Below are 13742 nucleotides of genomic sequence, written 5' to 3'. Positions count from 1 at the left end.
CAGACCTCAAAGAAGGAATGCGCTTGCATGACGTGCTGCCGAGCGCTTCACAGCCGGAGACGAATTTGACAATTTCGGGTGTGAACTACACGGCCATGCTGGGACCACCTGGCCTGGAGAACGAGATTTTTCTTCGCCGAACCTGAGCGGTCTCGCCTGCCAATCCGGAGAGGTCGCCTGCGGCCAGTCTCAGCGATGCAATTTAGCGGCACCCCGTCGGTCCATCACTGCCCTGGGAGAGGGGATAATCTGTCATGCTACCGGTCGTATCGCGGGCGGACTGATAGCTTGCGGAAGACGGCAGCAGCATCTTCGATCCTACCGCAGCAATTGGCCAAAGTCGGATTTGCGCACTGTTGACGGCGCGAAGGAGCAGCGTCCGGCGGCCAGGCGACTAACGTCGCTAAGTTCTCCCGTTAATAGCTGAAAGGGGGGCCTACTCACGCATGACGGACGGCTCGTCGCGGTGCTTGAGATGTCTCTTGCGAGTATTGTAGCTGACCAGCCAGATCACACCGACGGCGATCGGCACGCACCCTGCGGTTAGATAAGAGGGCTCTACATGAAGTCCGACATCATGCGCTCCCTTGGCAAGGTAGCCAAATAGGCTGACCACATAATATCCTATCGCCGCGACTGATAAACCCTCTACCGTGCACTGCAGCCGAAGCTGCTGCCCAGCGCGTTCATTGATAGCATGCAGCAGGTCCCGATTCTGGCGTTCGATTTCGACGTCAACGCGGGTTCGCAACAGATCAGCGGCACGCGCCAGCTTGACCGACAGGGTTGCCTCGCGATCGGCAGTCGTCTCGCAAGTTCGCATCGCAGGTGCCACCCGGCGCGCGAGGAACGACGACCAGGTCGGATAGTCCGCGATCTCGCTGCCTTCGATGATAGATAAACGGGATTGGACCAATTCGTAATAAGCTCGGCTAGCGCCGAACCGAAACAGGCTTCCGGTCGCACCTCGCTCAAACGAGGCGGCCAACGAGGTCAGTTCGGCAAGTAGATGGTTGTTTAGTTTCAATCCCTCCGCGCCCTGCATTTCCTCGAGTACCTCACCGAGACGTCTATCGATGCGATCGACGAATGGACCGAGCTCAAGAGCTGTCGATAGACCAAGCAGCGCCAGCGGACGATATGTCTCGACTTCAAGCAGCCGCTGCACCAATGCGCCGAGATTGTGCGGCGTCAAGCCGAGGTCGCAGACAAGAATCTTGGTGAAACCATTTTGGTCAACGCGAAAATCAGAAGCCATGACACTTTCTCCGCCCTTTATGCGGGCCATAGCCAGGCTGCTCTTGTCGAAAAGTTGTTCGGCCCGTGTCAATGGGCAGGCGTCTTGCTCTACGTCCAACTTGATTGCGACCAGCAATTGTCCTTCCTGCCGCAACGCTCGCATCAGGGAGTGAACCGCGCCCGGGGCGCCCTCCGCTTGGCGATCGGCCGGACTATTGACTATCCACGTGAAGGTGGCGAACTCGGCATGCTGTTCCCAACGAAGCGTCACAGGTCCGATATCAATCTGGTGATGTTTCGCTGAGGCCTGCGGTGAGGGAAGGTCGCGATCCCGACAAAATGCGACGAAGCCGCGGCGATCGCTTGCCGCCGCATCGCCCTTCGCAAGAAATGCGTAGTGGATCACCTTGAATGGTGGAATAAGCTGCATAAACGGACGCGCATGCACTTCGCTGAGCACGGCGTCGCGCTGCGGATGCAGCTTGAAAGTGTGAGGATCCAGTCGATCGAGCACGTGTAAGTACCTCATTTCAGAAACTGCATTTGCGCAGGCCCGCGATGCGGCGTGGTGGGTCAGCTCGAAGTCGCACCGATTCGCGCAAGCGGCGCCAAATGTCGTTGGTTGCCAGCAGACCCCCGCACAAGTATCGCTTGGTATCGATGTGTTGGCGCACGCGTCGTGGAGCGTAGACTTGCCTCCAGGAATAGCCCGGTGGCACGACCGACGTTCGCACGGTTCTTATTCTTCCGTTCGCGTGACTTCGCCAATCGCCGTCGTCGGCTCCCCACCGTCGATGAATGGATCAATAGCGCAATCATGACTCTCATCCTGGCGCCGCTCATCTCGTCTCGCAATTGGACGCGATGCAGGATCTGGGCCAGCGCAAAACGAGCAAAAAGCTGTGCTTTTGGCAGCGATATGACCCGTTGAAAACTGTCAGAGAAAGATGTCGGACATGAAACGCGGCGACATTCAGCCGTGCCGTCCTCACGTAGGAGGTTTGCGAGAATTCGCCTCCGCGCTTCGGCCGGGAAATGCTGATAGGACGATCGGCCGCTGCCGACTGACGGCTGCGAATCCCTCTTCAGCGGTCAAGCATTCCGCGGCAATAACACTACACGCGCCGTAAGGTGACTGCCAAGCGTCGCGGCAGAGCCCGGCATGAGTTTGTCATAAACGAAGACCAGCAGTCAGCGACTGAGAGCAACACGCTAGCGCGATGCGGCCTCCACGCCTAAAGCGCTGTCGGGCAGTTCGGGGCGCAAAGGCTGCACGGCTTTCGATGGTTTAGAAGTTCCTCGATAGATCGTGAGTGCAGCGATCACGCTGAGTGCGGCTGCAAACATCAGCCAGAACCCGGGCGAAGCCTTGTCATGAGTTCGTTCAATGAGCCAAGTCGAGGCAAGTGGAGTGAAAGTACCAAACAGGGCGGCCGCGAGTGCGAAGGCCAGGGAGAAGCAGGTTGTGCGCACATGCGCAGGTACGATCTCAACCAGAGCGCCCAGCATAGTTCCGCTGTAGGTGCCAAAGTAGAAAGAGAACATCATCGCCACTGCCAACACTTTGCCGAAAGTGGGAGCGCTCACCAGCCAATTCAAAGCCGGATAGGCAGTCATCAAGGCAAGGCTAGCAATGGCGAGCAGAACTGGTTTACGGCCAATACGGTCGGAGACGGCGCCGCCAATTGGATTCCAGATGAAGTTGGTCACGGCGACCAGGAGTGTCACCAAGAGCGCATCCTGGGTGGACAGCTTCAAGACGGTCTTGCCGAACGTGGGCGTGTAGACGGTAACAAAATAGAAGGTCGCCGTGCTCAGCATGGCCGTCATCATCCCGAGGACGACGGTGCGCCAATTCGCAAGCGCAGAGGCAATGACCTCGCCTGCTGCGGGATGCTTTTTCATCGCCAGAAACTCAGGAGTTTCCTCCAGCGTTCGACGAAGGAAGAAGATGAGCGGGATGATAAGACAGCCGAGAAAGAAAGGAATTCGCCAACCCCAGGAGGCCACGGCCTCCACCGGCATCGATTCGTTCAGCAGGTAACCCGCGATCGCCGCGACAAAGATCGCGACCTGCTGGCTGGACGACTGGAACGAAGTGTAGAAACCACGATTGCCTGGGGTTGCGATCTCTGCCAGATAGACTGAAACACCGCCGACCTCGACGCCGGCGGAAAAGCCCTGGAGCAGCCGTCCGGCTAGAACGATAATGGGAGCGGCAATCCCGATTGTCGCATGGCTCGGACAGAAGGCGATAATCACGGTGCCGACTGCCATGATCGACAAGGTAATGATCAGGCCTTGGCGACGGCCAATCCTGTCAATATAGGCGCCCAGCATAATCGCGCCCACCGGACGCATTAAGGCGCCCAGCCAGAACACGCCAAACGTGTTAAGCAACGAGGCGGTTTCGCTCTCTGCGGGAAAAAAAGCGTTCCCAATGGCGGTGGCATAAAAGCCAAATAGGAAAAAGTCGAACTGCTCGAGGAAATTGCCGCTGGTCGCACGGAGGATCGCGTTAAGACGCGATTTGACAGAGGCGTGCTGAACGAACATTTGTGACACCGCGAGTTTCCTTCCCAGTCGAAGGCCGGTCGCGGCAAACCCTACGCCGGCCCAATTGCTATCAGGCCGTGACTTTGTCGTTCAAGACATTAGCGACCGACCGGAAGGCGCCTTATCTTTCGGGCATATTTTCGGCGGCCGCCAAATCGGTGCATATTTTTTTAGGCTGGGTTGGCGGGAGCACGAGTGCTCCTGCGCATCAATGGCCGCAAGCTAACCTGACTTGAGATGAAGTTCAGCAAACAGCCGTGACGCCCGGCGGTTCATTTGGTCGGGTAGGAGACGGTCCTCAAGCAGTCTTTCTCAGTCTATTAGCCCATGCCCCGTGGATTGAAGCGTATCCGTTTTCGTTGTCCGTTTTCTGACCGCCGTGCAGGAGCCTGTCAGCTTCAAGACATTTGCAACGAGGAGTCTCGCGAGGGTTCTCTCAACGTGCTCCGGAACTTATGGAGCAGTGTCGGATTGGCACAGCAATTGCTGCAAGCGTGCAAGAACACAGGATGGCGAACGAATGCACGCAGAACGAGCCAAAGCCAGCGGCAATCTCTTTGGTTTTGAGGACCACGCGCCAGGCGGCCGCCGTATTTCACCACGACTCTGCGAGCGATGAGTGGCGCGCGGGTTACTCCAGCATCGGATTGCTTGTGGATCGGAAGTCAGCGCGGCGCCGCTTCGACTGGGCGGCGCTTTTCTTCGATACACTCATGAACGGGCCAAGCCCATCAGGCAAGCGCCGATACTGCGAAGATGGCGGGGGCGCCACGATTTGATGCGGCCAAAAACGTCGAACCAGCGAACTATTTGATCTCGCTGCCGCTAACCCGTGGCCCTCGCTCGAATGATCGTTCTCTCCTCATAACAGGGTCCAAATGAGGTCTTCTCAAGCGTCTCAATTCAAACAAGATCAGCCCTCGCAGATATTTTGTGAGCACTTGACTGAGCAAGCACGACTTCGGTTTGGCCCGCATCCGTTCACTGCGGAGATGTCCGAAGAACAGGTTGTGAGCCTGATGCCTGAATACCTGGCGATGTCACAGGCGTTCCCGTACCTGCAGGCGGGCTCGCAAAAGAACCTCATATTCGACGTAATGCATCACAATCGGGACGTTACCAGGGATATTGAGCTGACCAGCGTGGTCGCAAACTTCATCTGTTGGGATGAGACCGGCGGTTATGGCCGACTTCTCCAGGGCGGCAAGGCGGCGTTACCCGAAATTCTGGCTACCGAAAGCTTCCACTCGAACCTGCTTAGAAAAGATGCGTCGCGATTACTCGGCCGAGCAATACAGCCTAACTATAGCGCCACGACGAAGCGCTACCTGCATTGCCTCTATGATGGGTTGTCATCGAAAGATCCCCTAATCCGTTGCGCCTACATGGTCGCTTTTGAGCTACATGCTGCGGAAATGATCCAGGCACTGTGGTCCACTTTGACCAGGATCTTTGATGTGCAGGCCGGCGATCTCGAATACTTCCGGAGCCATGTCGGCGGTGACGATCCCGCAGAGAAATATCACGGAGAGATGACAAGCCGGCTCGTCCGCGAGCTCGTCCCGGTCGACCGTAGTGTTCGCTTCATGGGCGAGTTCGATCAAGCCTATCGGCTCAACGTGCAGTGGTGCCGCGACCTACTTCGAATTCCCCCATCTGAGGGAGATGGCCGAGCGGAGATCGAGCATCACGGCCGTTGTCATTGTGGTTCCGTCAAGTTCCGCGTCCGGGCGCCGCGAGAGGTCTCGGTAGTTCGATGTAATTGTTCAATCTGTAGAATGTCTGGATTTCTGCACTTGCTCGTGGCTGGTGACAAGCTCAGCGTAGAGCGCGGCGAAGAATCCCTCACTACCTACCAGTTCAACAGGAATATCGCCCGGCACACGTTTTGTCGGTTTTGCGGTGTAAAGCCTTTCTATAGACCGCGATCGAACCCTTCTGGATTCAGTGTCAATGTTCGATGTTTAGATAGAAAAACCATCGAAATCACAAGAATAGACGACTTCGATGGCGAGCACTGGGAGCAAGCGCTCAGCTCAATGCATGAAGGCAGCTTGGAATACCGTCTTGAAGATCACACCTTGGAGTGACCACGAATGCCGCGCGCAGCGAATGAAAAGCCCCGCCTGCTTTCAGAGGAACATCTGACGAAATATCGCATAGAGCTGTTGGTGAAGGGCACGGTGGTGATCGGTCCGCAGACTTTGTTCACCCAAGATGACCTGGCAAGGATCGATCAGCTGCAGACTGAGATTCCGGAGGAAGAAGTGCGGGAAGGAGATGCCGGCGACTCGCACAATGTCTTCGTAAAACGCGTGCGGGTAGACCCGCCGGGTCGCCCTCCCAGCAACGCGAATGGTGCAGCCCCGGGGCAGATTATCGAACTCCTCGAAAGAGAAGACCGCAGCTTCGCACTGAAAAAAATATTGGGAGCATCATCAGACTTTGTCATTCGCCGATGCCAAATGCATCGGATGCCTCCTGGTTCTTTTGTTGGCATCCATTTGGATGCTGCGAGCGACCCCGATTTCGAGTACTCCATTATTGTGCAACTCGCGAAGAACTTCGAAGGGGGGGAGTTCGTGGTATATCCAAGCGCCTACGAACAGCAGGTATTCCGACCGCCATTTGGAGCCGTGCTGGTCACAACGTGTAAGCTCCGCCACGAGGTGAAACCTGTGCATACTGGTGAGCGCCGATCCCTGGTCTACTTCTGTTCAAAACGCGATGGCGTAAACCGAAGGACCATCGAAAGCACTTCTGGTGGTCTATGAGCCGGATTGGCCGAATGGCTTGACGACGGGCGAACCGCCGAGAGGATCGGTTGCGGACCGAGACCATATTTGCGGTGCGCCTCATGCTGACAACGCCTGACACCGTTCGTCGATAATGGCAACGTCAAACCCCGAATTGACGTGGCTTGGCCTAGCAATCACGGGGCGCCGAGCGTGGAAGGAAAGCACCTTCTCGGCACAGTCGGACATACAGCCGTACGAACAGGACGGCACGACTTGGTCTGCACCATCGGCGGGACGGCGTGGCGTTCGGGACCGGAAACCGCTCGCGGCGGCTGCTTCAGGAGACACAGGGGGGCGCTTCGGTAACATTGTCATCTGAGGCAATATGGGGGGCAGTTTTCCATGGCACGCGACAGCCGCTATTGAGGACGTGTGTTCGACGTACGCATCCGATGCGGATAACTCCGGACGTGATTGCAACAGCCTCATTGCGGAGGCTGAAATCGCAAAAAGCGAACCGAGGTTGGCGAAGTCGCCCTTATTGTTGACGGCCAGCCCTTCAGTTTTGAACTCGCAGCCGCTGCCGTAACCTAACGGCGGCAAGGTTCACTAAGTCACGACGATTGGTGGAGGGGCTTGGACAGAGACTGGCTGCGCGGCTGGAAAACCCTCACAAGTTGGACGCTTGCGGCGCATCTCGTTTTAAGTTGATTGTGGTGGATCACGCCCGCGAAAGGTCCGGAAGCCGCGGAATTGATCGCGGCCGTCAGCTTTTGGTCAGGGGGCCTGGGTTAGTCAGGCGCGAAGAGTGCCTGGGGAATCCCACGGGGTCCCATCACCGATCATGCTCGGTCAGGTGATGTTTCTTGGAGGATGATCACGTGTGCGGGTGAGATAGCCGCCGAGCATGGCGATCTGCAAAGGCACACGCCGCATCGATGCGGTTGAGGTTTTCAATTCCTGCAGGCGTAAGAGCAGTCCCATCGTCCACGAGGCGCTCGCGGACATCAAGTGGAGCACAGGTACGATGTTGCAGACCGTCTCGAAGCTGGATTTCGATTTCTGCAAAAAAAGCATTTGGAAACACAGGCGGACGCACTCCCTCATCCGCGATCCGCGATGGCCGTTGTTCCTGAAGGCGCTGTAATGGCCCAATATGCCGTCACGGCAGACGATGCCGATTTCTATCTGTCATTCGCCGCCGAGCTCGCCGATTCGGTCAGGCCCATCGTGCTGTCCTATTTCCGCACGCCGTTGGATGTCGCCGCCAAGTCCGATGCGAGCCCGGTGACGATCGCCGATCGAGCGGTCGAGTTGCGTCTCAGGGAAAGGATCCAGGCGCGCTTTCCGGAGCATGGCATCATCGGCGAGGAGATCGGAGCCAAGCCTGGCGGCGCGTTCACCTGGATCGTCGACCCGATCGACGGCACCAGAAGCTTTATCAGCGGCTTTCCCTTGTTCGGCACGCTGATCGCGTTGACTCATCAGCAGCAGCCGTTCTGCGGCCTGATCGACGTTCCCTTCACCGGCGAACGGTGGGTGGCGAAGCCCGGCGTGGCGCGGTTCGGCGATCGATTGGCGCGGACCAGCACATGCGAGAGCGTCGCCGACGCGCGCTTCTACACTACATCGCCTGACATGTTCCGTAAAGGCGAGATGGGGCCATTCGAGCGGCTGTCGCGAGCTGCGCGGATGCGCCGTTTCGGCGGCGATTGTTACATCTATGGCCTGCTTGCGTCGGGACACTGTGACATCGTTCTCGAAACAGGGCTTCAGCCATATGACTACATGGCGCTGGTGCCGATCGTGCAGGGCGCCGGCGGCTGCATCACCGATTGGGAGGGATGCCCGCTCTCGATTCACTCGGAAGGGCGCGTCCTGGCGGCCGCAACGCCGCGACTTCATGCCGAAGCGCTCGCCTTGATCCAGGGATAACCAACGATCATGCCCTACAGGACAACCATCGGAGGGACAGTCGTTGGCGTTGCCGACCTCAGGGATCTGATGGCCAAGGTGACGCCCGAGCGGTCGGACGATCAGCTCGCCGGCATCGGTGCTGACGTTTCGGTCGAGAGGCTTGCGGCCAAATGGCGCTCGCCGATCTGCCGCTCAAGGCCTTCCTGGCCGAGGAACTGATTCCGGCCGATACTGACGCCGCGTTCTCGAAGACCATGCGGCTGCAGGATCTGATGTTGGTGGCGTCGATGCGGGAAGTGGTCACAACATTCCGCTCGACGATCGCGCTCGAGGGACGGCTTTCGACGTGCACGCGACGATGCCGTATTCGCGGAAATTATCCGCGATGGCATCTCTGTAGCCTGCAAACTCCGTGCGCTATGAACGAAATTATGCATCGATTGCCACCAGTCTTAGCGAGTGGCTACACGAGCGAGTTCGCAATCGACGCAAGAGGGTACGTTGAGATCTCGTTCAATTCATTGTCAATAGTCGGTGCTGTAGCTCGCGTGATGCGGCCCGATCGCGCGCAATTGCGAGGCATTCGACCGTGCCTGCATCCTCATCAGCAGCAAGCGGGATCACACCATCCTTGCGCGTGCGGTCGAACAGAAAGCGTTCCTTGACGAAACGGTCTTGTGCCGCTTGAAGAGAGCGTGATCGAACATTTCTGACGGATGAAATAACGTAGAATCCAGAGTAGTCGAAACCCAGCAGCCGAACGGCAATGTTGTGTAACACCGAGCCTCCACCCCACCGCCCGTTCGCCTCATTAAATAGAAGTCGCCCATCGCTCGTGAAAATGGCATCAATGTTGATCATTCCGCGATATCCCAGGCCTCGTGCAAGCTCCGCAAATCGGTAGGCATGCGCCTGGGCGGCCAGCCATTGCTCATTCCTCAGATCGCTTGGAAGCTCAAGTCCTGTCCAAATGAGAGACCTTTCGGATTGGTCGCTGCTTCGACGCAGACGAATGCTTCCACTGTTGATGAAGGCGATCGAACCGTCCGCCTCGATTTCGTATTCGAGATAGAAGGGAGACCGAGCCAAGTGGTACGATTCCACGACCAGTGTCTTGCACGATGCTGTGGTCATCTCAGACCAAAGTGCTTCTGGATTAAACGACGGCCAAGAAATCTGCCTGGTATCTCGTGCCCCAGGTAATGGACCGCTGTCGTGACCGGTCAGGATAACATTTCCGACCCCACCGGCTCCATTGTCCAACTTGACGATTACGTTGCCGGTCTCAGACCTCAGCGAGGTAATCGCCCGCAATAGATCGTCTGAGTTCGTGGTTACGCACCCGTTTGGCAACGGAAGTCCGACACTTGTAGCCAATTGACGGAAGTGGCTCTTGCGGTTCAATAGATCAGGCCCCCGCTGCAGAGCGAATTCGCTCCCGCTCTGTGGAATACGCAGCAGGGCCGCCAAGCGCGCGACGCCTTCACTAGGGTAGCAGGGATATATTCTCCAGGACGATTTCTGCCGAAGGTGGCTGTTGATTCTCTCAACAACAATATTTGACAGCAGCGTGCAATCATCAAGAACGCTGGCTGTGCCGCCGCATTCAGGCACAAGAAGCGAAAGGCTCGAGGCATCGAAATCGAGCGTCGCGCCAATGAAGGACAACAAGTCCGGCCGGATGGCGACCGGTGAGATTATAAGGTCGCCCTCCTGTGCAAACCATGCTGAGCGTGAAGCCGAGTTGGCGGTAAAGGAGATTTGAGCCGCTGTCAGACCGTCCCCCGACATTTGTGACGTACCGGCATTCATGATTAGGATCCGAGGCAACGCCGATCTCCCGAGCATTTGATACGATCAGTAGACACCGCGATACGAAGAACGATGAACTCGATACGGCGCGTTGCGCAGAGGCGGTGAACGTAAGGCGGCTTTGCGCCGCATTCCGTTGAACCAATGTGCCGCGATCCTAATGATTGTCTGCTTGAATGTTTACCCCCAATGCAATTGAACCGAAGCTCGGCATTGCGTCGAACAGGTCTCGATCGCGTCATTCCGGGCTGACTGACCCTGGCTATTAGCGCGCGGCCTCTGCAGAACAGCGGGGGTCTTAATGGCTGTCATGGGTTACGAGCAATCGATACTGGTTTAGGTATGTCGCGTACTTGATCAGTCACCCCGTGCCGATCGACGGCGGTCGCGTGCATCTGCCCGTAGTGATAGGCGCACCACGACGACTGCTTCTTGCCTGGTCTTTGATAGACTGGCTCGCCGCACATGTATGCCGATCTCGGATCGTCATCTTTGAAGCCGACAATGGCCCGGCATTGGCCTTCAATATGGTCAACTAGCAGGACCTGCTTGGCGCCGTCAGGCTCTTTCAACTTGCTGCTCCAGAATACAAGGCAATCTCTTCCGAAGTCGCAGCGGTCAGACCGAACGACGCTTGCAGCGCAAATCTCTTGAAAATCCCTGCCGCCGCATGGGCTGTCGTGCGTGCGGACGCCGTGCCAGCGCGGGAAGCTGGCGTGGATGGAGCGAAAAGCTGCTTCTTGACTGCTTTTGGTACTGTGGCCGGCCGTCAGTCTTGAGATTTGGGAGGCAACGGTCCCCTGCAAGAAGTCGGCAGCGAGGTTTAGGTTGATCGCCTCTGATTTCACGAGTCCTCAGATTGGGCAGCCTGAGACGGCCCGTTAGTACCGCTTCTGGAATGCCGGGCCATCTGCGACTGCCTGCGAGACGTCGCAACGCGATCAGGCCTCGCTGCACAGCTGTCTCAGCCGCTTGGCTCTTTGAGATGGGGATCATGATCAACCACTGTGACTTGGTTCTCATCAAGCCAGACATTCGCAATCCTTCACAATCCCGACGGCAGAAGAGACCTCGTGCCAGTTTCGAGATCGTACAACTTAACGTTACGTCTGATTCAAGCCCTTTCCCGCCAATACTCTGAGGTTGGTGCGGAATGCTACGGCCTCGAGCGTATTCTGTACCGCGATCTGCGTCAGAAAGTCGCCGCATATGTTCGCAGCCGATGAGCGCCCTTTCAGGATCCATGCTTCCGCGATCCAAGGCTCCCGTCAGCGCCGCAACGGATTTCGGTCTGACCGTTGCACTATCATTGGATGATTCAGTCGCATCCGTCCCGCGCCGGCGAGACGATGCCGATTTCCGGCGGAAGTGTATGATAACGTGCGCCTGATGGTAGGGCAGCTTATTTTCCCGCGCCGTTCGAGCGAACCGCGCGAATGGGTCTTTGTCCGTAGGCGTCGCAATTCCCGCCGGTCGAGATCATTGAAGCGTCTGGTAGAGGCGATAAAGGAGCCGGGCACGCGGCTCAATCGACGAGATGTAAAGCTGCTCGTAATGCGTGTGGGCACCCTTGCCGTCGACACCCAGGCCGTCCAGGGTCGCGGTATGGGCCGCGGTGAAATTGCCGTCCGAGCCGCCGCCGCTAAAGACGTCGTGCAGCTTGAAGCCGAGCTCGGTTGCGATTTGCTTGGCGTGCTGATAAAGCGCCGCGCCGGCGCTGCTCTTCTCATAGGGCGGGCGATTCAACTCGCCCGTGATCTTCACCGTGACGCCCTTGGTGCGCGACTTAATGCCGAGGATCGTCGGTACCAACTTGTGGGCGTCAGCCAGGGTCGGCACCCGCATGTCGACTTCCGCATAAGCGTCCTCGGCGATTACGTTCGGCCTGGTGCCGCCGCGGACCACACCGACGTTGACTGTGATCCCGCGCTGAAGATCGTTCATCGTCTCAAGAGCCTGGATCACATTGCCGAGTTCGCGGATTGCGCTGCAGCCGTCTTCGGGACGCGCGCCGGCGTGGGCCGGCGTGCCTCTGATCAAAACGTCGAAGCGGGCGATGCCCTTGCGGCCCGTGACGATCTTGCCGCCGTCGCGCGCGGGCTCGGTCACGAGCACATATTTGGCCTTGCGGCCTTCTGCCTCGATTAACGCCCGCGAAGTCGGGCTGCCGATCTCTTCGTCGGATACGTAGATGTGGGTGATGCCCAGCGGCGGGCGAACATCATCGGCGCAAATCTGCCGAAATGCATGGTAAGCGAGATATGCGCCGCCCTTCATGTCGTAAATACCGGGCCCAAATGCCTTATCGCCCTCGACCTTGAACGGCAGGCGCTTTATGAATCCCATCGGGTGAACGGTGTCGAGATGACTCAGCACCAGGATGCCTGGCACGCCCTGGCCCCAGGACGAGCGCGCGATCAAATGATCGCCTCGATCGTCACGTCCCGCAACGCGCTCAACGGAAGCCGACAAGTCGCGATAGCTCTCCGCCACGAGATCAGCAAGTTTGTTGATCTGATCTGGCCGCTCCGTCGGAGATTCGATCTCGACCCAGCGGCGGATGCCGTCGAGTATCATCGCTGCTTCGAACGGGTTGCTGGACATTATCTGATGCCTTCCAATGCGACGTACATCACTTGTTCCACTCAATTGCGCCAGGATCCAGCGTGGACGGCCGTCAGGGCGCAGCCGTAGGAGGTCGGATGTCCCTCTGAGCTTGATCTGCCGCAGCGGATGATGCTACGCGGCTCCCCATAACGGAGCTACCAGAGCTGGTAGGTGTTGAAGCAATAGTTGATCTTGAGGGATTGTCGTGGGCTGGCGCTTTTGGGGCGAATAGTGGCTGTTGCTATTTTCGATACTTGCGAAATTGCATTTCCATAGCGTCAATCCGCGTGCTTGCGGGCGCGTTCGACATTGATGCACGATGTCGGAATTGAGCGTCCGAAGCGAACACACATTGAGATCCGCTACTGCTCAACAGCCTCAGCCACCAGGATGATGCGCAGGACGGTATCGCGCGGGGCGTAGCCATAGCAGGCGGAAATGCGAGCTGCCGCCACCTGTCTTGGAGGGGCGACCAACGAGAAAACGCGCCGATCTGTCCGGCAAAGAGCCTGCCCATCGCTCATGAATCGGCGAGGCGATTGCGGCCGGATTGGAGTGTTTCCGCGAGCCCATGCGGATGATCCGGTTGTCGGCGCCGTGCTGATGCTCTTCGCCTCTGGTCGCAGCCTGATGCTAATGTGTTTTTAAGAGGACACGCTTCTTTGCATCAAGAAGATGCTCGTCGAGCGTAGCGTGTAGCGCGCCCCGCAGCTCCGACGGAATTGAACTATCTGTGTCGATCAGTTCTCGAAATTTTCGAATGATGTGTTCGATCAGTGCTATGGAGCCGAGCGCTTCCATGTCCTGCGGGGCCGTCATCGATTATCTCCTTTGAGGCGCAGCGCGCACTTTGATGCGGCCCGAACGCAACGA

Annotated in this window: 10 protein-coding genes and 1 pseudogene; 4 read left to right on the top strand and 7 right to left on the bottom strand. The window is 57.7% G+C overall.

The genetic code is table 11. From position 1 onward, the window contains the following. Positions 1-436 precede the first annotated feature (436 nt). Both J6525_RS21925 and J6525_RS21920 read right to left on the bottom strand, forming a co-directional pair. Entirely contained in the window at positions 437-1753 is a 1317-nt protein-coding gene (locus J6525_RS21925; protein WP_225646237.1) for a DUF3422 family protein, read from the bottom strand. A gap of 698 nt (positions 1754-2451) precedes the next feature. After that, positions 2452-3795, bottom strand: a complete 1344-nt coding sequence (locus tag J6525_RS21920; RefSeq protein WP_225646294.1) for an MFS transporter — start codon at positions 3793-3795, stop codon at positions 2452-2454. Positions 3796-4736: 941 nt separating this feature from the next. On the opposite strand from J6525_RS21920, the gene J6525_RS21915 reads away from it, so the two are divergent. Together J6525_RS21915 and J6525_RS21910 are read left to right on the top strand one after the other, a co-directional pair. Beyond that, the gene (locus tag J6525_RS21915) at positions 4737-5885 is read left to right on the top strand and encodes a GFA family protein (protein WP_225646236.1); all 1149 of its coding nucleotides are present in this window, start codon (positions 4737-4739) and stop codon (positions 5883-5885) included. Positions 5886-5891: 6 nt separating this feature from the next. After that, the gene (locus tag J6525_RS21910; protein ID WP_225646235.1) at positions 5892-6569 is read left to right on the top strand and encodes a 2OG-Fe(II) oxygenase; all 678 of its coding nucleotides are present in this window, start codon (positions 5892-5894) and stop codon (positions 6567-6569) included. An 816-nt stretch (positions 6570-7385) separates the two neighbouring features. Here J6525_RS21910 and J6525_RS21905 read toward each other — a convergent pair. Next, entirely contained in the window at positions 7386-7610 is a 225-nt protein-coding gene (locus tag J6525_RS21905; protein ID WP_225646234.1) for a hypothetical protein, read from the bottom strand. Positions 7611-7679: 69 nt separating this feature from the next. Here J6525_RS21905 and hisN point away from each other — a divergent pair, with 69 nt between their 5' ends. Together hisN and eutB are read left to right on the top strand one after the other, a co-directional pair. After that, on the top strand, positions 7680-8468 hold the full coding sequence (hisN, locus tag J6525_RS21900; RefSeq protein ID WP_225646233.1) for a histidinol-phosphatase: 789 nt from the start codon (positions 7680-7682) through the stop codon (positions 8466-8468). 9 nt (positions 8469-8477) lie between these two features. Next, positions 8478-8797: pseudogene (gene eutB / locus J6525_RS21895) on the top strand (ethanolamine ammonia-lyase subunit EutB); the annotation flags it as partial. A gap of 166 nt (positions 8798-8963) precedes the next feature. Here eutB and J6525_RS21890 read toward each other — a convergent pair. The 4 genes from J6525_RS21890 to J6525_RS21875 form a co-directional block, all read right to left on the bottom strand. Then, positions 8964-10262, bottom strand: coding sequence for a preATP grasp domain-containing protein (locus J6525_RS21890; RefSeq protein WP_225646232.1), 1299 nt, complete (start codon positions 10260-10262; stop codon positions 8964-8966). A gap of 308 nt (positions 10263-10570) precedes the next feature. Beyond that, complete coding sequence (locus tag J6525_RS21885) at positions 10571-11110, bottom strand: hypothetical protein (protein WP_225646231.1); 540 nt, start codon at positions 11108-11110, stop codon at positions 10571-10573. A 631-nt stretch (positions 11111-11741) separates the two neighbouring features. Then, on the bottom strand, positions 11742-12866 hold the full coding sequence (locus J6525_RS21880; protein ID WP_225646230.1) for a M20 family metallopeptidase: 1125 nt from the start codon (positions 12864-12866) through the stop codon (positions 11742-11744). Between the two features lie 636 nt (positions 12867-13502). Further along, entirely contained in the window at positions 13503-13688 is a 186-nt protein-coding gene (locus tag J6525_RS21875) for a hypothetical protein (RefSeq protein ID WP_057016764.1), read from the bottom strand. Positions 13689-13742 lie beyond the last annotated feature (54 nt).

It is taken from the genome of Bradyrhizobium australafricanum, from assembly GCF_020329495.1.
In the GTDB taxonomy this organism is placed as follows: domain Bacteria; phylum Pseudomonadota; class Alphaproteobacteria; order Rhizobiales; family Xanthobacteraceae; genus Bradyrhizobium; species Bradyrhizobium australafricanum.
The sequence above is the reverse complement of the archived record's forward strand: the minus strand, read 5'-3'. Positions and strand labels throughout refer to the sequence as shown.

Coding starts and splice junctions, on each gene's coding strand:
- J6525_RS21920 (WP_225646294.1), bottom strand. CDS start 3,795: ATGTTCGTTCAGCACGCCTCTGTCAAATCGCGTCTTAACGCGATCCTC.
- J6525_RS21910 (WP_225646235.1), top strand. CDS start 5,892: ATGCCGCGCGCAGCGAATGAAAAGCCCCGCCTGCTTTCAGAGGAACAT.
- J6525_RS21905 (WP_225646234.1), bottom strand. CDS start 7,610: ATGCTTTTTTTGCAGAAATCGAAATCCAGCTTCGAGACGGTCTGCAAC.
- hisN (WP_225646233.1), top strand. CDS start 7,680: ATGGCCCAATATGCCGTCACGGCAGACGATGCCGATTTCTATCTGTCA.
- J6525_RS21890 (WP_225646232.1), bottom strand. CDS start 10,262: ATGAATGCCGGTACGTCACAAATGTCGGGGGACGGTCTGACAGCGGCT.
- J6525_RS21880 (WP_225646230.1), bottom strand. CDS start 12,866: ATGTCCAGCAACCCGTTCGAAGCAGCGATGATACTCGACGGCATCCGC.
- J6525_RS21875 (WP_057016764.1), bottom strand. CDS start 13,688: ATGACGGCCCCGCAGGACATGGAAGCGCTCGGCTCCATAGCACTGATC.